Below are 18,608 nucleotides of genomic sequence, written 5' to 3' on the forward strand. Positions count from 1 at the left end.
GTGATAATTTGATCCTTAGGGAAGTTATTGAGGAATTATCATATCAGTTAAAGCAAAGGAAGATTATAAACGTATGTGTTAGCCCTACTTATACATCAGTAATGTTAGATGATCAATCCATGGGAATTTCGCATACTATAATAGATGGTGAGATAGAAGGTGCTGGTGAGATAATAGGGAAAAATGCATATAATGTTGTAATAAATAATCTGGATTCGAATTTACAAAGATCTTTATCTCTAGCAATTCTAAATGCTTTAGGAGATATAAATGATTTTACGCAAGGTGATCCTATTAATTTATACTCTGGAGGAAAGCTTTGCGTATTTGGTTTTTCACCACAATTATCATATAGTAATTTCGATAGCGTGATTGTTTACGATTTTATATCTATGGAAAATAAGAGGGTGGGTAGTACTGAAATAAGACCTTTCTCTTCATTATCTCATGAAGTATGCTCTACTGCACTCATTTTTGCATCTTCTCTAGTCAATAATACAATAGATAGGATTCTTAGTCAGATCTCAGCTAATCACCTAATTCTAACTGGCATTTCTTCGGTAGATGCACCGATTTCGCTTAAAAATCATGGATTTGAAGCCCTTGGCAAATTATTTCCAATAGAGAAATACCGAGTATTTCGAACGATATGTGAAGGGGGTAGTAGTAGGTTATTGAGTAAATATATGACAAGATATTTTAAAAAGTTGTAGGCTGTATTTCATCAACTTTTGAATAGCATTTCCCATTATAATATAGCATAGAATCTTGGCAACCATTATTCTTCACTATAGTAATTCTCGCATCTATAATATCAAGGTAACGATTAGCTTTTATACTATCGAAAAGTTTGAGATAAGCTATTGCCGCTCTTGCAATAACCTTAGGATTATCTAGAGAACCTCCTAACGCACTGCTTAATCCCTTGAGAGCTAAATTTTTGTATGTTTCATCACCAGTTATATTCCATAATCGTGAAAAGAATATGGAAGCTTCAGAGTTTGAAATTGGCTCTAAATAAGGTATTTTGGTTATATCATCAACTTCCTTTATGTCTCTAAAACCTTTTTCGTGTTGTAAATTATTCTTTATGTATTCTGCAATTTTTATAGAAAGATTAAGATAGTCTTCATTTAGTGTTCTTTCATATTCACTAACTAATGCGTTACCTGTTAAAGCTTCATCAAGTAAAATTCCCTTACTTTCTTTTCTCTTACTTCTATATACTTCACCGCTACCAGCATCTATAAAATCTATTAATGTTTGTACACTACTTATGCCGTAATTTACTAACATTGCAATGTTTGCAGAGTATTTCTCATCGATTTTTATTTCTCCTTTTCCTTCTAAAAGATATCTAGCTAAATCGTCAGAGTATTTTATTTTGTCTTTTATTTTAAGATATTCCTTATATACGTTAGTGTATGTAAAATAAACTTCTATCATTCTACTATCCGCTTCATAACCTTCAATTACTCTATTTACTGTCTCATATATTATACTAGGAGTGGGTTCTAAAGGCCCGGGGGTATATTCTTCTAGTTTTATACCTTTTATTACTTTTCTTTTATATTGATCCACTATCTCTCTCAGTTTGGTCTCAATAAATTTAAGATCTTTAGATTCTATTACCGCGATTAAATCTAGAGTAGGAGTAAGAATAGTAATTGTTGGTATTATTCCTCGTGTTAGTCTGATAGTATACGGAATGTATTCTAGTGCATCTACCTTTTTGCCTATATATTTTGAAAAAATTATTAACTCTTTTAGTTTTGAATAAATAATGTCACAGTCCTTGCAGTTTTCGTCGGTAAAAAATAGTAATATGGGCTTGTCGAAGAATTTAGCGTCATCAAGTATGCGTGAATTTAGTATCATCATTAACCGTAAGGCTTATTTACATATAAAACTTCTACTATCTATGAGTCGTCCTGCTACAAAATGGAAGTGTGTGTTATGTAATAATACAATATATTGGGATGAGTTATTCACTTATTTAAAAAATGGTGTTGCTCATTATACATGTTTGAGAGAGAAAGCAATCAGGAATGCTAAGATTGATAGCAAAGAATTAACTTTGCTTTTAGACTCTCTAGAGGAAGAATTAAAATCAATAGTTTCTTATAAGCAAAAGTTGTCATCACTACAAAATGAGGAGGCAAAAAAGACGCTAGATCAAATTGAAAAGGATGCAGAGAAGAACGCCGGGATTTTAACCAGATTAATTGAGAAGTTTAGCGATCTTTCTCAATAAATTACAATGATATTGATACGAAATTATTTTTATTAAAGTTACATGAATATTTTGGATCAAGTAAGTCTTCAATAGAGCCATGAACCATATTTCTTAAAAATGTAATGAGAGATAGTAGTATTTGATATGATCTCTGTTAAGTTAGTCTCATATACGAATGATGGGGAGAAAGTCATTGCTATTGCAGCTAAGATGAGTAGGAGTAGGAAGGGTTGGGATTATCATGAGAAGGAGATGAGCAATGACGAGGTCGAGATATGGATTAAGGACGCAATTCTCCATGGATACTGGAGTGTTCTTGAGCATTCTGTATACACGTTTTCGATAGAGGGCATTTCAAGAGTTGCATCCCATCAATTAGTGAGACATAGGATAGCCTCATATACACAAATGTCCCACCGTTTCGCTAAACCAGTTGATGATTATTATAAGCCGATAGTTCCGCCATCAGCTAAGAAAAGGGACAGAGAGTTCATAGAGAAAGCGTATAAGGAAGCTTATGACAACTACTTCAATCTTTTACAATCTGGTGTACCAGAAGAAGATGCTAGATATGTGCTACCAAATGGAGTAAACACTAATATTGTAGTGACAATGAACGCTAGGGAATTATATAACTTCTTCGCGTTAAGGCTTTGTAGTAGAGCTCAGTGGGAAATCCGTGCCATAGCATGGATGATGCTTGAGGAAGTTAAGAAAGTCCATCCATACTTGTTTAAATATGCTGGGCCAAATTGTATTATACATGAAAACTTCATAAGAAATGAAAACGAATCTATAACTTTAGAAGATATATTTAAAGATTACAAATTAGAGTTCATATCTCAAAGGTGTATTGAGGGAGTGTTGAGAGATGGGATTAAAAAATGCGTTATAAATTCGCGTTCAATATTACATAATATTAAATAACTTTCCTGTAGTATTGAACTTTTAACTGTAACTTTTTAACGAAGAGTATTTAAATGATCATCTTTTATATACACATGCGATGTCATTTACACAAGCTATTTTAGGATTTGGGATTCCCATTGTAGCTTTTCTGGCTGCTGGATACGGTCTTTACAAGTTCTTGCTGCTAATACTTCCATCGAAGCCTAACCCCTTAAAGGTTAGTCGATTTGAGGCAGGAAATATTCCAACGGGTTTAGGAAGACTTTGGTTCCCCTTACAATATTATGGTTATTTATTACTTTATGTTACCTTAGAGCCAATAATTGTATTATTACTTCCGATTGCATTCTCTGACTATTACACGACACTAGTAGCTTTCAGGGATTTGCTATTGATAATTGTGCTGTTTATTGTTTTGATGTATCCTGTTCTATATTACGCCATTAAACAAATTAATTTATTATATCAGTGGGAGATGAGAAGATGAGCGAAGCGTTAAAAAGTCTTATAAATGATTTACAGACTAAGTTTAAATGTCAAGCTAAAATTGAAAATGATAGACGAATAACTGTGATTGTGCCTGATAAGAAGATTATGAAAGATGTAGCAAATCACTTAAAAAATTTTGGGTTCGATCATGTTAAAGCAGTAACTGGCATAGATTATCCTGAGCAAGAGAAACTAGAGGTGGTTTATCATATATCTTCATACTCAAATTTGGATCTGGCCAAAATAATACTAGCCTTAAGAATAACAGTAACGTATAAAGATCCTTCTTTGCCTTCATTATATTCAATATTTGAAAGTGCTTGGATTGGAGAAAGGGAAACCTATGAGATGTTGGGGATTAGGTTTGAGGGTCATCCAGACCTTAGGAGATTTTTCTTGGATGAGGATTTTGAAGGAGTATATCCATTAAGAAAATCATTTAAGATTAAGTTGGAGGGGATTTTCGTTGACAAGCCAACCACAGAATGAAGCACAAGAACAACTACTAGCAGCTACTGGGATGTCTGTGGAGTTCATACCAGTTCAAGGGGAGCTTAATGTAGGTCCACAACATCCCGGTTCTGGTCATATGAGGATATTTGTAAAATTAAATGGAGATATCATAGAGGATGTAGACTTAGATGTCGGCTATGTTCATAGGACGGTGGAAAAACTTTCAGAAAATAGAAATTACATGCATCTTATACCTTTAGTAGAGAGGCCAGCAATTTTAGATTCTATACATATGAATTTAGGCTATATTATTGCGGTAGAAAAGATTTTAGGAGTTGACGTCCCAGAAAGGGCACAGTATTTGAGAAGTTTTGCAGCAGAGGTAAATAGGATAGCTAGCCACCTCTATGGATTAGGTATTTTGTCGATATTCCTAGGTCATTCTACTGGGTTTATGTGGGGTTTTGGAGATAGAGAAGTATGGGTTACCATATTGGAAGCATTAACGGGGGCAAGAGTTACTAATTCGTATGTAATACCGGGTGGAGTTAGAAGAGATATATCGCAAGAAATAAAAGATATGACCTTAAAAGCCATTTCATATCAGCGCAGAAGGCTAGAAGATTGGAAAAAAATCTTCTTTTACAATCCATCAATTAGAGCGAGGCTCGAAAATGTTGGAGTAATGAGTAAAGAAAACGCTATCAAGTGGGGTGCTGTTGGGCCTAATTTAAGAGCATCTGGAGTATACTATGATGTTCGAAAGATAGAACCGTATGGAGCTTATGATAAGTTAGACTTTGAGATTCCCGTATATAAAGAGGGAGATGGTCTAGCAAGAGGTTTAGTAAGATTAGAAGAAATCGAACAAAGTATGAGAATATTAGAGCAGATAATAAAGAATATACCAGAGGGTAATATTTTATCAGATAGGTTCTTTAAACAGATACCTCCTACTAGGCTTAAGAAGTATTGGGAAACATATAGACGTATTGTATTGCCAGGCTATTACGCTTCATTTAGACCACCTAAGGGTGAAGCTATATCTAGAGTTGAGGCTGGAAGAGGAGAGCTAGTATATTATGTAGTAAGTGATGGCTCTCCTAAACCTTATAGGTTAAGAATGATAACTCCCTCTTATAGGTCAATATATGTTTTTAAGGAATTATGTAAAGGTTCGCGATACGCCGATTTAGTTTCGATTTACGGTAGTTTAGATTATTTCCCTCCGGAGGCTGATAGGTAATGAGTGTTCTCTCCGCTTTACAATATTATTTCTTTTATCCTTCATTTTTCTTGACAGTAATATTTCCTGGACTAATATACACTCTAATTTTTCTTTTAGTCACTATATGGTTTGAAAGGAAAGCCGCTGCTATAGTTCAACTCAGGTATGGTCCTTATTATGCATCTAAAAGGATAGGAGGATTGCTCCAGTTATTTGCAGACGCTATAAAATTTGTCTTCTCGGAAATAATAGTTCCTAATGGAGTAAATCAAACACTCTATGCACTGTCCCCGGTCCTAGTTTTGATATTTGCGTTTTTGCCCATGTCTCTTATACCAATTTCCACTATTCCACCTCAAGGCTCTATTTTATCAGTGTACCATAGTATATTTTATGATAGCCAGATTCATCAAGGCGTTTTAGTTCCGTACCTTATCGAGTACAATTTGATAGGAATAATTGCATTGGAATCTCTATATCCAATCCTTGTCATATTCTTGGCATGGAATACTAACAATAGATTTGCTGTAGTAGGATCTATAAGGGAAGCTTATCTGTCAGTATCTTATGACGTTCTAATAATAATTTCCACACTTGCGTTAGCATTAGAGTACCATACACTTGATGTCGCTAAGATCGTGACTTCTGGAATACCAGGATTTATAGCTAATCCTATTGCGGCATTCGTTTTCTTAGTTGCAATGTTAATAGGTTCTTCAAGATTTCCTTTTGAAATAGTTGAAGCTGAAACTGAATTAGTTATAGGTCCTTACACTGAATATAGTGGTTTTCTATTTGTGTTAACCATGGCAGGTTCTTACATAGCGAATTTAGTTTATGCAATTCTTTTTGTGGACTTGTTTTTAGGTGGTTGGCTACCATTCACTGGATTTACTGGTGCAGTATTTACTGTTTTCAAAGCCGCAATAATAGTATTTTTTGCTGTTTTTCTTAGAGCGGTTTATGGAAGGTATAGGATAGATCAAGCTCTAAGGGGGAGTTGGAAGTATTTCTTCCCTCTTGCCTTAGCTTCCTTAATATTAGGTGTGGTGGTGGGTTATTTATGGATAAGGTGAAAGAATATAAGAAAGAAAATATAGCAAGTCTATTTGCAGAACATATACAATCGATAGTTACGGGTATAAAGTATTTCGTAAAACCTCAGAGAATAACGCTGCAATACCCAGAGGATAGTCTTAGTCTTCCTACTGGTTATAGAGGAATGATTAGACTTTACAAAGATGTATGTATAGGCTGTACTTTATGTGCATTAATATGTCCAGCAGATGCTATGAAAATGGTAACGCAAAGTGGAAAGAAGTTCCCTCAAATAAATTATGGTAGGTGTGTCTTCTGTGGTTTCTGTGTAGACGTATGTCCAGTGGATGCGTTAAAAGAAACTAAAGTTCATGATCTCGTTTTTAATTCTAGAAAACAACTAATTTTTGACCCTGATAGATTTAACGTAGATGTAGATGAGGTTCCCCTAGAAAATAAGCCAGTGAGAAAAGTAAAAGCAGTAGTAGATGAGAAGAGGGGGATAAAATATGTACCTGCAGACGAGTGAAATAATACAATATACATTGTTTGCATTTTTTGGGACTATGGCTATAGCGTTTTCGATATACATTGTCAGAGCTAAGAATGTATTTTATGGTGCAGTAAGTCTAGCATTTCTAGGTTTAAGCATAGCTGCACTAATAGCGTTAGAAGCACCTTCAACTTATGGCATATACTCAGTGTTTCACATTCTTCTTTACGTGGGAGCGACTGTAACTTTCCTAGCTATTTCCTTAGTCATGTTTAAGGATCTAGAAGTTAGGATTCGTAGAGGATCATTAGGGATATTGGCCGGAGGAGCAGTAACTCTTCTATTCTTAATTACAATTTTTATATCTAATTTTAAAGTTTCTCCATCAACGTTGCAACCAATTAATTTCCAGATATTAGCTAATGATCTTTTAGAAAACTATTGGTTCCCATTGATTATACTTATCGTAGCTCTATTAACTACTTTAATTGAAGCAATAGCTTTAGCTAGGAGGGATTAGAAATGATGGATCTTGGTTTATTAGGTATCATAATATCTGGTCTCTTGATAGGGATAGGCATATATGGTCTATCCTCAACATCAAATATTATCCGAGTATTATTATCGTCCGAAATTATCTTAAATGCGTCAATTTTATTTGTTTTCTCCTATTCCAGTGTCGTAGGTATGGTCTACAAGCCTGTAATATTTTCCCTTTTCGCAATAGGTATGGCCTTAACAGAAGTTGTAGTCGCGTTCGCAGCTGTTCTCTTGTATTATAGACAAAAAGATAAACTGGAGGTGGAATAAAATGATTTATTTCTCTTTTATATTATTGGTAATTTCATTTATATTGGCAGTCTCAATATTTTTTATTAGATCAAGAATAGCTTCATTTATTGTAAGCCTACTGTCGATAGCTATAAACGTTCCATTTTTATTTTTAAAAGGTAGTTATGAATACATTTTTGTCTCAAAATATATAGAAGATTTTGGAATAGTTATAAACAATCTCAATTATCCATTTATAATAACTATTCTAATAGTTACATTGCTAACTACTATATACTCCTTAAGATACATGGAACATAAGTTCAAGGAAGAAAACAAACATAATTGGGGTCTTTACTACGCTTTATACACTTTATTTGGTCTTTCCATGCTGTATACTGTACTATCAACTAATCTATTGGAGCTATACATATTTTTGGAGATTTCACTAATCTCGTCATTTTTGCTAATAGCACTTTACGGGTATGGTGATAGACGTAGGATAAGCCTTATGTATTTCATTTGGACGCATATTGGTACAATACTGCTTTTGGCTTCAATTATAATAATAGGTCTTACTTCAGATTCTATGAATATTTATACGGATGCCTATACTTTTGTGAATTATTCCACGATACCTTACTCTATTTTGGTATTTATAATAGCAGTTATTGGAATGTTTATAAAAGGTGCTCAAGCTGGTTTTAATATATGGTTACCTTATGCTCATGGTGAAGCTCCAACTCCTATTTCAGTACTATTAAGTCCAAATATGGTGGGTTTAGGAATATTCGTAGTTATCATTTACTATTATCTATTCCCTACTATGTCCTTCATAGCCCCTATATTTATAGCATGGGCCCTCATAACAATGATTTACGGCGGAATTAACGCGTTGGCCCAAAAAGACTTCAAGAGATTCTTAGCGTATTCAAGTGTTTCTCAAATGGGTTATATGCTATTAGGTGCTTCCATCGCCTTTTTAGGAGGACTACCGACTTCTATTATCTCATTACCTTTAGGAATATTGGCAAGTATCCTAATCTATGTTTCTCATGGATTCGGAAAAGCTATCCTATTCATGAGTGCTGGTGCATCAATAACTGAACTAAATGAAAGGAATATTGAAAAATTAGGTGGACTTTATCTATCTTCCCCTCTTCATTCCACGATGGCGTTTATAGGTACTTTAAATCTCCTAGGTCTACCTCCAACAATTGGTTTGATAAGTGAAGCGTTATTAATATTTTCGGTAGGTACGATATTAGATAAGATAGGATTAGCAGGGTTTATAATAATAGTAGCCTTTATAATGATTGCAATAGGTACTTCTTCAGCGTATATAGGTTACTTATTCAAGACTGTTTATGCTGGCAAAAAGGAAAATAAGAATCTTGACAATCTAAAAGAGTACTCAATCCCAATGCTATTGATTGGAGTAGTTAGTATAATTACCTTCTTTATTCCTCAGTACATATCTCCGTCTTTAACATTTACATTATTGTTTTCAAATTCCATAATTTTACCACTAGTAGCATTCTTACCTGTTATAGGTTCATTAATTGCACTAATAACTCCGAAGTCATTAAATCAAGATTTGAGAGGAGCAATAGTGGTGTTGACAATAGGTATTTCAATGGTCTTATCCGCGTTATTGCTAGTTAGTAATTTAGGGCAACCGTTATTCGGGCATCCCCAATTATCATACTCATTTGGTTATTTACAATTTAGTGCGAACTTGCTTCAATCTATTTTATCCCTTTTCGTGTCTTCACTATCATTCTTTATAGCATTATATAGCATAGGGTATATGAGAGAGGATAACGTTTTAAGAAGATACTGGGGGTTCTTTGGGCTTTTCGTAACGTCAATGCTATCTGTTGTGTTAGCTAATAATGTTCTACTGTTTATTGCGGGATGGGAGGGAACTAGCCTAGCCTCCTATGGTCTAATTAGCTATTGGTTAGATGACAATGAAAGAAATGTAGTTGGAGATTTTGGAAGAAGAATATTTGGAATTGAAAACATTTCCAAACCAACAACTAGTGGGATCAGAGCTTTAATTTTCACTCGTGTAGGTGATGTTGGCTTGTTAGCAGTATTAGGTTATTTGCTTTCACTATCAAGTTACAATTATATCTTGTATCCTATGTCAAATATATTATCTACAGTATTTTCTGCATTATCTACTGTAGCTTCACGTCCAGAAGGGTGGTTAATATTGCTAGTATTCTTTTTAGGGGGGCTTGCTAAGAGCGCACAATTTCCTTTCACTCAATGGCTATTAACCGCTATGACTGGTCCAACGCCAGTCAGTGCTCTAATACATGCAGCTACCATGGTTAATTTAGGAGCCATCCTTACATTCTTTACTTATCAATTTATATCCATAAATACAAACACTTATTTATTCTTCGCAATAATGGTGGGAATAACGTTATTTACTGCATTATATACAAGTGTTAATGCTCTAGCATCAAATGAACAAAAGGTAATTTTAGCTTATTCTACTGCAGATCAAATATCGCTTATGATATTCTCATCTTCTTTAGGTGCTTTACTTGGAAACGTAGGTTTGGGAATAATAGTAGGACTTATACAAATGCTTGCACATGGAATCTATAAGGCATCTCTCTTCATGAACGCTGGTTCCGTAATACATTATACAGAAAGTAGGTATGTAGCTTCGAAACCATTATTATATAAGGAGATTCCTTCTGTGTTTGTTTTACAACTAATTGCTGCGCTAAACCTAGCTAATTTGCCACCTTTAATAGGATTTTGGGCCCACAATATCATAGGCAATTTAGTTAGTAGTGCTTCATCTACTATATTTTACTTGTATATAATTCTTGAATTCCTAGGCGCAATATATATATTAAGATATATTGCTAGAACGTTCTTATGGAAAGGTGAGGAACATGATACTCATGAACATGGGCACCTGAGTACTTTGATGGTTATAAGCCCTGGATTATTAATATTAGCATCAATCATACTAGGCATACTTTACTTTAATCTGGCGACTTTCTTCAATGTTATACAACTTTCAGATATAGATTTTATTAGTTTAATATTATCTGTAATAGGTTGGATAATCGCTTTTGCCGTATATACTAGACGTTTAAACTTAAGTTCTATAATGCCTCTAATAGATTTTGCCTACTATGGTTGGTATGTAAATCCAGGTTTTGACAAATTTGGGTATATCTTCAAAGGTTTCGCCAATGCTTTATTCAATAACTTTGAGAGAGGGGTTATCGATATAGGGCTAAATGAGAGACTACCTAAATCTGTGATAAACTTTGGCTCGAGAATCTATAACGTGGTAGAGGACCACATCCTTGGGGACTATATTATGTTATATGCATGGGGTATAGTTTTACTTTTAATTATTGTTTTAGTTCTATTCGGGGTGATTGGATAATGAACTTGGATTATTATTTACCAATTTTAATACCATCAATTTTAATTTTATTTTCTTCAATCTCCGCATTATTTATAGATAATGGTGTTAATGAAAGTAGGTTTAGATTATCGCTGATACTTTCCGAAGTACTTGTAGGGGTTAGCCTAGTGTTTTTAATTTACTCTTGGGTGGCTGGTATCGTGAACTATACATTATTTTCTAAGTCTTTATTTATAGATGTACCTGGCTATTTCTTCTCAATAACTATTTTTAGCGTAGGTTTACTTGCGATTTTATTGAGCAAAGATCATATAATATCTTGGTCTACACGCTCCTCTATGTTATCATTAATGTTACTATCCTTACTAGGTTTATTTTATATGTCCTTTGCTAACAATATTATTATTATTCTCACTACTTGGGCAATATCATCTGCTGCAAGTTATGCAATAGCTATGCTTAGAAAGGACTATAAGTCAGTTAACGCTGGTATTAAATATCTTATTATGGGACTATTGTCAAGCTCGATCATGATAATTGGTTTTGCTTCGTATTTAGTTTCAACTGGTTCACTACTATTTACCACGTCTGTACTTTATCCAAATCTCTTCCTTTTCTCTATATCTTTCATTTCAATAGCATTTCTATTCAAGATGGGAGCTTTTCCATTTCAAGCTTGGTTACCAGATGTTTACACAGATGCTGATAGAATATCAGTAGCGTTCATTTCAAGCGTTGGTAAGCTTGTAGGTATAATTCCTTTATTTAGAGTAGTATATCTCTCAGATCCTAACATAGTAGAGGTAGTTATATTCATAGTTATTTCGATAGGTAGTATGCTAGTTGGAAATATAACAGCTTTTTCAAGAAGAGATATTGCAGCAGTACTTTCATTTAGTTCAATAACTCAAGTTGGATATATCTTAATAGGTTTTGCGATGTTCACGATATCTCCAGCTATAGCTATTGTCGGTATTCTAGTGCAGTCTCTTGCATATGGAATAGCACAAGTAGGTCTATTCGGTATAGTGAGTCACGTAGAGAAAATATCTGGGACTTCTGATATTTCTGGGCTTAGAGGTATATCATCTCAAGATAAGCCATTAGCTTTTGCCATAGTAATTCTTATACTAAGTTTACTTGGGATACCACCGCTTTTTGGATTTTGGGGTAAGTTATTCTTATTCGAAAGTTCATTTACATATCCTTGGCTTACCATAATTGCTGTCCTCAATAGTGCGATATCTGCTGGATATTACGTTCCTATAGTTAGAGAAGTATTTAGAGAAGGAGAGTTTGAGATTACAAAAAGCTCAGAAAGAGACATTGCAGTAGTCTCGGCAATTTTAAGTATAATATTAGGTATAGTTATTCCAATTGTATTCCAGATTTTGGTGAGTCAGATTGGTTAAGATTGCGTTAATTGGAGTAGGTAATGTGGCCTCTGCATTAGTACAAGCTATAGAACTAGCTAAAAACGGCAAGGAAATATATGGAATATTGGATCTTCCCATAAAGCCATATGACATAGATGTAGTAGCTGCTTTTGATATCGATAAGAGGAAGGTAAATAGGAAGCTTAGGGAGGCAATATTTATCAAACCAAATGTTGTTGATAAGTATGTGGATGTTAGGAGCGATGTAATTGTAATGAGAGGTCCTACTCTAGATGGAAGAGTTGGGGTTCTTTCGAACATTATTGAAGAATCTGAAGAGAAACCGGTTAATGTAGTTGATATCTTAAAGAAAGAGAAAGTAGATGTAGTATTAAATCTATTACCTACTGGAGCAGTAAATGCGAGCAGTTTTTATGCTAAGGCTTCATTAGAGGCTGGTTCTTCTCTTATAAATTCCACTCCTTCTCCAACTGCAAAGGAATTTAAAGATCAATTTAAGGAGAAAGGTCTTGTAATCCTAGGGGATGATTTATTAAGTCAAATAGGGGGAACTATCACACACGCTGGAATAATAGAATTTTTAAAAAATAGAGGTGTAAGGGTTTTAAAGTCTTATCAGATAGACATTGCTGGATCTACTGAAGCATTAGTTACGTTAGAAGATTGGAGAAAAGATCTTAAAAAAAGTATAAAGTCATCTCTTATCTCTTCGTACGCCAACGGGGCTGAGGTTGTAGCTGGAACATCTGATTATGTGGAATTTCTAAAAGATAGAAGAGTAAGTTATATGGTAATTGAAGGCTTATATGGAATAGGGATCCCAGTAAGAATTGATATTTCTCTGAAGACATATGATTCTTTTAACGCAGTTGCTCCTTTAATGGATCTAATAAGAATTGCCAAACTCCTAACTCAACACGGTTATAGTGGTGCTGTAAAAGAGGTTTGTTACTATTACTTTAAGGATCCTCCAGAAAAGGCTAAGAGTATTATGGATGCTAAAAAATCATTGGATTCTCTTTTGAATAAGCTTTTAGGATAGAATCTTTACTCTTTTTTAATGGTAAAAGACTGAAATAGGCTTCGTCATTTATGGTTAGGTGATGTGAGAACCCCGGACTGATAAATGATGTACGCGTGTGAGGGCTGATCATATTTCAATTACCTCTGAGTTTTCAAGTACTTTCTCGTAATCAATGTTTAGATTCTCCTCATCCTTTAGTACTTCATCAAGTTCTACAGACGTCCTAGCTTTAGTTGATATTGCACAATATTCTGGGAGTTTTATTGAATATTCATAGGTTCCAATTTTCCTTGCAAGTTCGACAATCTCTTCTTTATCAAATCCAATTAAAGGTCTAAAAATTGGATATTTTATCCCGTATTCAGTTACGTATAAATTAGTCATGGTTTGTGATGAGACTTGTGACAGAGATTCCCCTGTGGTTATAGATTTAGCGTTTGCCTTATCACATAACCTTTCAGCTACCTTATACATTACTCGCTTTAACATGACTACACGATTTCTTTTCTCAATCTGCGATAATTTAATTAACACGTCTGTGCCATTTACGATAAATAGTTTTAATTTATGTCCTCCGCTCCATTTTCTAAGGACACTTAATTCTTCCAATACAAACTTCCTATGTACACTTCCTCCTAAATTGAAGTTTAAAATAACGGGAATTGAACCTCTTTTCATCATCATCCATGTGGCTACGGGCGAATCAATTCCTCCGGAAAACAACACAACGGTCTTTCCAGCTACTCCAACAGGCAACCCCCTAGGGCCCTTAATAATTTTATAATAAAAATACGCTACATCATTCCTAATTTCTATGAATACCTCAACTTCAGGATTCTCTAGATTAACTCCTCTGGAAAATGGATATAAAGCTTCACCAACTTTCCGTTGTACATCTAGACTGGTAAAATTATGAGAACCTATTCTTTTAGCTCTTACAGAAAAAATCTTACCTTTGACTATTTCAGCAAAGACTTCCTTAGCTTTGTTAATAATATCTTCTAAATTATTATTGTAAGATTTAATCGACATAACTGGTGAAAAGGAGGCTATTCCAAATACCTTACTAAGCTCCTCTATGTTCTTATTGTTATCGTTAACTTCTAAAAATAATACGCCTTGCGATCTCCATATTTTCCCTTCTTTTATAACACTTCTTATATTATTGGCTAGCGTGTGCTCAAAATTTCTTCTGGATCTGGGAGATTTTAGCGCAATTTCACCCGATGGTCTTATGATGATTAACATTATTCTTCACTCTCATGTAGTGTAAATATAGCTGTACCGTATGTCTACAAAATTTTTGTCCACATTCACACTCAGAATCAACAATTTTAAACTCGTTAATTTTTATTTTTACCTTATAGTGACCAGCAGCACATCTAGCACCTACAAGACCTTCTACGATATTATTATTGATGGACGTGATAATTATCATAATAGAAAAAGGGGAATGTGAAGAAAAAAGATTATTCTTTCTACGAAAAGGCTTATGCTTTAAATACTTAACCCCAGTATGGAGTAGATGTTGAGGTTGTAGTAGTTGAAGAAGAGGACGAACTCATCGATGTACTTGATGAATAAGATATCTCTGGTGCTGTCAATATCCAAGGTACTGGTTTAAAGAATGTTAAGTTAACCACTACGCCGTTTCCTACTATTATTGGATCCTTAAATATGTAGCCCTTAGCTCCCCATGTCCACATCGATACATTCTGGCTGGGCGTGAATATTACAGTTATAAATGGATTAGCTAGGCCAGTGACCGAGTTTATTGATGAATAACTAAATGTCACATTTCCGTTTATAGCATAAGCGAAAGCTAATATTGGCACTTGCCCATTTGGTGCTGTTCCTCCATTTGCTGGATTGTAGAATACTACTGAGAAGTTAAATATGGTCAAGTTACCATTAGGTGTTACTATCTTAGTGTTTGGCTGTATTGCAACTATCATGTTACCAGCTACTGCTACTCCTCCTTGTGTACCATTTATTTCGTAGCTATATACGTTAACTGGAGTTAGTCCATACGCGCTACCTACACTCACTTGTACTGGTTTAGGTGTTTGTGCAACTGGAGTTGGTGCTGATTCAAATATCCATATAACTGGTTTGAAGAATTGTGTGTTAATCATTACACCATTTCCATACAACCAGTGATCTACAAACTTGTAGCTTCCACCTATGTATGCAGTACCATTAAATGTTCCACCAAACCAAGTCCATGAAGTCCAAGTACTTGGAGCTCCCCATACAACTGTTATCGGTGGTTGCGCTACAACTTTTCCATTACTCATTGTTACTAATGAAATACCCGGTGTTATCTGATTATTTACAGCAAAGGCGAACGCATAAAGTGGTGTTAAGTTTAATGCAGTAGGAGGTGAATATATAGCTTCTAGGCTAAAGGTTACTAATGAGAAATTATATACAGATAACATTGTACCATTAGCTAATGCTGCATAAGTATTTGGTTTCACTATTACTATAATATTGCCAACTTGCAATGTATATCCTTGGCCGCTAGTAGCGTTTACAGTAACAGTTTCTTCTCCATTAACTTTCATAATTGGCTCGTTTAAGTTATAGTAAATTGTGTCAGATAATGCATTAACTTCAGTTGAGTTCCATACTTCCTTGGTTATTTGCCAGCTAGCTGTAGTGGTATTGTAAACGAAATATGCGGTTATTGCAACATGCAGATCATATATCATTGGGAAGTTAGGTTCACCTTGATTTACAAATCCATAGAATACTGTGTCGTTAGCTATAACTTCAGCAGTTGCATTTGATGGAGATAAATACACTTTAACTGTTGGTGGAATAGCTGTTCCGTTGGGTAAAAGATTTTGCACATATGTTAAGGCAAAGATGAAGTATTGGTCCCAAGTGTTGAAAACGTTTGCTATACTAGAAACTCCAGTATAAGTTCCCGCTTTAAATACTGGAGGTAATTGTCCAATTAACACTAATTGTGCATTTGGAGCGAAGTTCTTTGCTATCGTATTACCTGGAAATTCCGCTCCTAATGCGTTCATCTGTGACAAGAATTCATCAAGTACTTGATTTGCTTGTATTGAGTGTTGAGATGGATATCCTGCAATTACAGTTGATGGAGGTACCTCATTCCCTTTCCACATTAGTTCAGTAATTTCCGGAACTCCGTGAATGTACTGTACTATTATAGTATTGCTAGCATTAAAGACTTGTAAGTATACTGGATCTGCGGTGGGTGCTACAAAGTATTGCACAACGTCAGTTACATTGAACGTGTTTCCATTAATTTGGGTTACAGTGGGTAATGCAGTGGTGTAGAAGTATACTGTCTCATATGTTCCGAAGAAGTTAGCTAGCCAAGTTGTATTAAATTTAGTTAAGTTGTATGTTCCGGCAAACGGCTGGCCCATTATGTATGCAGTAAAGTTAGTTGCTAATAAAGGAACAACATCTGATGGAGATTCTATCGCAATGCCATCATAGAATTGTAATACTGTAGATAGAGCTGCGCCAGGTTTATATCCCGAAATGTTTAATTTACTGATTTGTTGTAACATTTGTTCATATAAGGTCTTATAATAAGAATAGTTTGTTTCTGCTTGCTTATATAGGGTGTAATTATTCTGAGCCTCTGCTAGTACTGCATTATACATACCTTCTAGTACTTTGTACTGGGAAGCTAGTTGTGAATATGTCTGATTTAATTTAGTATAGTTTCCTTGTAATGCCATGTATTGACTATTTTCGCTCTGATACTCATTATATGCGTTAATGTATCTCGAGTTTGCTACTGAATATTCATAAAAACCTACAGCTGCTATTACAATTAAAACTACTGCTACTATAGAGAATGCAATAGTTTTCATATCTGCCATTTTGGATCGAGAAGAAAGTTGAAACTTATTTAAAAAGTTTTTACCCAAATCTAGTTACTTGCATTTGAAATTAACTTCTTAATTGCGGTTAAACCTAGGTTGTAATCTTGAGATTTTTGTATATTATGGCTCCAAGTGAAATCGAGGATAATAGAGTTAATATTGCTGAGTTTATTTCTATATCTCCAATACTAACCAAAGAAGGTATTAGAAATCCGCTTAATGAGGCTAGGTTCATGCTAGGCCCTATTTTCGTTACTTCAACTTTCATTGATCTAATTATAATAGGTAATAACGAATTAAGACCCAATCCCAATACGGTAAAAGGTATGAATATCCATACTTTAAGCATAATAAATGATGCAAATCCCAAAATTCCTATAATTAGAGAACTCAGCAGTGATGTAATTCTAATGTTTCTGATAGCTGGTAGAATTATATATGCTATAAATGAAATGGAATACGCGATTATAGTTTCCTCTATTGCATTACTTTCTCCTAATAGTGATGGAGTTAGCTGTAATATATATGCTGGTTCAAATCCAAGTAAAAATATTAACAATGCTTTCCACGAGAACACCATACCTATATTTCCTGGATAGGAGAATAATCTCTTATCAGTACTAGATCTCTTGATTAGAAAGAAAAATACTAGTGAAAAAGAGCTTGCTATAAGTATCATTTTTCCCACTAGGAATGATATGAGTGCGGCCAGTATCCATCCTAATGCCCATCCGCCCATCGTCATTCCTACAATTATTTTGCTCCTACTCTGAGTTGCAAGTTCTACTGCTGCTGATGTAGCTAAACCGAATAGAATTCCCGTTGCTACCCTTAATGGAATTAGTACAAGGGTATTTGAAGCCATAAAGAATTCCACTATATCCAAAATAGCCATATTTCCCAACGAGAGATAAGTTATTCTCTCAATGTCCATTTTTGTCATTAGAAAAGGATATGTTATTGGGGTTATCGCTCTTCCTATGAATGGAGCACCTATTAATAGGAACTCCACTAAGCCAGTATAATCTGTATATTGTAGATAAAAAATGAAATTGATAAGGAAGTAGGAAGATAATGTAAAGCTTAATACTGGTAGTATGGTAGTTTTCCTCAACGGTATTTTTATACCTAACATTTCAATCAAGATATATACTTTTCAGTTTGAATTTAAAATTAAGCATCATGTAAGTATAATCTACTTATACTTTTCACTATCAATAATTATTATAATGATAGTTTTATATAATTATTACATGCTATCGAAGTTCTTTATTGCTGATAGAGAA

The 18,608-nt window shown here is 34.4% G+C and carries 18 protein-coding genes; 13 read left to right on the plus strand and 5 right to left on the minus strand.

Going from position 1 to position 18,608, the window contains the following annotated elements:
- Nucleotides 1-8 precede the first annotated feature (8 nt).
- Nucleotides 9-713 carry a Rossmann-like domain-containing protein gene (locus tag YN1551_RS04980; protein ID WP_012713984.1) on the plus strand — a complete coding sequence of 235 codons (705 nt, stop codon included), beginning with the start codon at nt 9-11 and terminating at the stop codon, nt 711-713.
- Here the strand turns inward: YN1551_RS04980 and YN1551_RS04985 are convergent.
- Entirely contained in the window at nt 700-1,881 is a 1,182-nt protein-coding gene (locus YN1551_RS04985) for a hypothetical protein (RefSeq protein WP_012713983.1), read from the minus strand. The two genes, YN1551_RS04980 and YN1551_RS04985, sit on opposite strands and share 14 nt — an antisense overlap.
- 40 nt (nt 1,882-1,921) lie before the next feature.
- Between YN1551_RS04985 and YN1551_RS04990 the strand changes: the two genes are divergently transcribed.
- The 12 genes from YN1551_RS04990 to YN1551_RS05045 all read left to right on the plus strand — a co-directional run bounded on the left by YN1551_RS04990 (nt 1,922) and on the right by YN1551_RS05045 (nt 13,465).
- Nucleotides 1,922-2,254 carry a DUF2175 family protein gene (locus tag YN1551_RS04990; RefSeq protein WP_012711756.1) on the plus strand — a complete coding sequence of 111 codons (333 nt, stop codon included), beginning with the start codon at nt 1,922-1,924 and terminating at the stop codon, nt 2,252-2,254.
- A gap of 126 nt (nt 2,255-2,380) precedes the next feature.
- Nucleotides 2,381-3,163, plus strand: coding sequence for an FAD-dependent thymidylate synthase (thyX, locus tag YN1551_RS04995; RefSeq protein ID WP_012711755.1), 783 nt, complete (start codon nt 2,381-2,383; stop codon nt 3,161-3,163).
- Between the two features lie 79 nt (nt 3,164-3,242).
- Nucleotides 3,243-3,632 carry an NADH-quinone oxidoreductase subunit A gene (gene ndhC, locus YN1551_RS05000; RefSeq protein WP_012711754.1) on the plus strand — a complete coding sequence of 130 codons (390 nt, stop codon included), beginning with the start codon at nt 3,243-3,245 and terminating at the stop codon, nt 3,630-3,632.
- A complete protein-coding gene (locus YN1551_RS05005; protein WP_012717312.1) occupies nt 3,629-4,123 on the plus strand; it encodes an NADH-quinone oxidoreductase subunit C in 495 nt (164 codons plus the stop codon). The genes ndhC and YN1551_RS05005 overlap by 4 nt, the downstream gene beginning before the upstream one ends.
- On the plus strand, nt 4,101-5,333 hold the full coding sequence (locus YN1551_RS05010; RefSeq protein ID WP_012713980.1) for an NADH-quinone oxidoreductase subunit D: 1,233 nt from the start codon (nt 4,101-4,103) through the stop codon (nt 5,331-5,333). The genes YN1551_RS05005 and YN1551_RS05010 overlap by 23 nt, the downstream gene beginning before the upstream one ends.
- Nucleotides 5,333-6,391 (plus strand): NADH-quinone oxidoreductase subunit NuoH, encoded by a 1,059-nt coding sequence (gene nuoH, locus YN1551_RS05015; protein WP_012713979.1) that lies wholly within the window; start codon nt 5,333-5,335, stop codon nt 6,389-6,391. The genes YN1551_RS05010 and nuoH overlap by 1 nt, the downstream gene beginning before the upstream one ends.
- Nucleotides 6,379-6,882, plus strand: a complete 504-nt coding sequence (nuoI, locus tag YN1551_RS05020) for an NADH-quinone oxidoreductase subunit NuoI (RefSeq protein WP_012711750.1) — start codon at nt 6,379-6,381, stop codon at nt 6,880-6,882. The genes nuoH and nuoI overlap by 13 nt, the downstream gene beginning before the upstream one ends.
- Entirely contained in the window at nt 6,863-7,366 is a 504-nt protein-coding gene (locus tag YN1551_RS05025; RefSeq protein WP_012711749.1) for an NADH-quinone oxidoreductase subunit J family protein, read from the plus strand. The genes nuoI and YN1551_RS05025 overlap by 20 nt, the downstream gene beginning before the upstream one ends.
- A 2-nt stretch (nt 7,367-7,368) precedes the next feature.
- Nucleotides 7,369-7,656: an NADH-quinone oxidoreductase subunit NuoK gene (locus tag YN1551_RS05030; RefSeq protein WP_012711748.1), complete on the plus strand. Its 288-nt coding sequence runs from the start codon at nt 7,369-7,371 to the stop codon at nt 7,654-7,656.
- 1 nt (nt 7,657) lies between these two features.
- The gene (locus tag YN1551_RS05035) at nt 7,658-11,044 is read left to right on the plus strand and encodes a proton-conducting transporter transmembrane domain-containing protein (protein ID WP_012717313.1); all 3,387 of its coding nucleotides are present in this window, start codon (nt 7,658-7,660) and stop codon (nt 11,042-11,044) included.
- Nucleotides 11,044-12,438 carry an NADH-quinone oxidoreductase subunit NuoN gene (gene nuoN / locus YN1551_RS05040; protein WP_012713977.1) on the plus strand — a complete coding sequence of 465 codons (1,395 nt, stop codon included), beginning with the start codon at nt 11,044-11,046 and terminating at the stop codon, nt 12,436-12,438. Before YN1551_RS05035 ends, nuoN begins: the two co-directional genes overlap by 1 nt.
- Nucleotides 12,431-13,465, plus strand: coding sequence for an inositol-3-phosphate synthase (locus YN1551_RS05045; protein WP_012713976.1), 1,035 nt, complete (start codon nt 12,431-12,433; stop codon nt 13,463-13,465). The genes nuoN and YN1551_RS05045 overlap by 8 nt, the downstream gene beginning before the upstream one ends.
- Before the next feature lie 108 nt (nt 13,466-13,573).
- On the opposite strand, the gene thiI is transcribed toward YN1551_RS05045, so the two are convergent.
- The 4 genes from thiI to YN1551_RS05060 all read right to left on the minus strand — a co-directional run bounded on the left by thiI (nt 13,574) and on the right by YN1551_RS05060 (nt 18,457).
- Nucleotides 13,574-14,695, minus strand: coding sequence for a tRNA uracil 4-sulfurtransferase ThiI (gene thiI / locus YN1551_RS05050; protein WP_012716393.1), 1,122 nt, complete (start codon nt 14,693-14,695; stop codon nt 13,574-13,576).
- A complete protein-coding gene (locus YN1551_RS15790; RefSeq protein ID WP_012716392.1) occupies nt 14,667-14,885 on the minus strand; it encodes a hypothetical protein in 219 nt (72 codons plus the stop codon). The genes thiI and YN1551_RS15790 overlap by 29 nt, the downstream gene beginning before the upstream one ends.
- 67 nt (nt 14,886-14,952) lie before the next feature.
- Nucleotides 14,953-17,319 carry a hypothetical protein gene (locus tag YN1551_RS05055; RefSeq protein WP_012716391.1) on the minus strand — a complete coding sequence of 789 codons (2,367 nt, stop codon included), beginning with the start codon at nt 17,317-17,319 and terminating at the stop codon, nt 14,953-14,955.
- 94 nt (nt 17,320-17,413) lie between these two features.
- The gene (locus tag YN1551_RS05060; protein WP_012716390.1) at nt 17,414-18,457 is read right to left on the minus strand and encodes a hypothetical protein; all 1,044 of its coding nucleotides are present in this window, start codon (nt 18,455-18,457) and stop codon (nt 17,414-17,416) included.
- Nucleotides 18,458-18,608 lie beyond the last annotated feature (151 nt).

It is taken from the genome of Sulfolobus islandicus Y.N.15.51 (genome assembly GCF_000022485.1).
Classification (GTDB): Archaea; Thermoproteota; Thermoprotei_A; order Sulfolobales; family Sulfolobaceae; genus Saccharolobus; species Saccharolobus islandicus.

Bases quoted from the DNA above. Each gene is read 5' to 3' on its own strand.
- YN1551_RS05030 (WP_012711748.1), top strand. From the start codon at position 7,369: ATGATGGATCTTGGTTTATTAGGTATCATAATATCTGGTCTCTTGATA.
- YN1551_RS04985 (WP_012713983.1), bottom strand. From the start codon at position 1,881: ATGATGATACTAAATTCACGCATACTTGATGACGCTAAATTCTTCGAC.
- thyX (WP_012711755.1), top strand. From the start codon at position 2,381: ATGATCTCTGTTAAGTTAGTCTCATATACGAATGATGGGGAGAAAGTC.
- thiI (WP_012716393.1), bottom strand. From the start codon at position 14,695: ATGTTAATCATCATAAGACCATCGGGTGAAATTGCGCTAAAATCTCCC.
- nuoI (WP_012711750.1), top strand. From the start codon at position 6,379: ATGGATAAGGTGAAAGAATATAAGAAAGAAAATATAGCAAGTCTATTT.
- YN1551_RS05025 (WP_012711749.1), top strand. From the start codon at position 6,863: ATGTACCTGCAGACGAGTGAAATAATACAATATACATTGTTTGCATTT.
- YN1551_RS15790 (WP_012716392.1), bottom strand. From the start codon at position 14,885: ATGATAATTATCACGTCCATCAATAATAATATCGTAGAAGGTCTTGTA.
- YN1551_RS05060 (WP_012716390.1), bottom strand. From the start codon at position 18,457: ATGTTAGGTATAAAAATACCGTTGAGGAAAACTACCATACTACCAGTA.
- YN1551_RS05055 (WP_012716391.1), bottom strand. From the start codon at position 17,319: ATGGCAGATATGAAAACTATTGCATTCTCTATAGTAGCAGTAGTTTTA.
- ndhC (WP_012711754.1), top strand. From the start codon at position 3,243: ATGTCATTTACACAAGCTATTTTAGGATTTGGGATTCCCATTGTAGCT.
- YN1551_RS04990 (WP_012711756.1), top strand. From the start codon at position 1,922: ATGAGTCGTCCTGCTACAAAATGGAAGTGTGTGTTATGTAATAATACA.
- YN1551_RS05005 (WP_012717312.1), top strand. From the start codon at position 3,629: ATGAGCGAAGCGTTAAAAAGTCTTATAAATGATTTACAGACTAAGTTT.
- nuoH (WP_012713979.1), top strand. From the start codon at position 5,333: ATGAGTGTTCTCTCCGCTTTACAATATTATTTCTTTTATCCTTCATTT.
- nuoN (WP_012713977.1), top strand. From the start codon at position 11,044: ATGAACTTGGATTATTATTTACCAATTTTAATACCATCAATTTTAATT.
- YN1551_RS05035 (WP_012717313.1), top strand. From the start codon at position 7,658: ATGATTTATTTCTCTTTTATATTATTGGTAATTTCATTTATATTGGCA.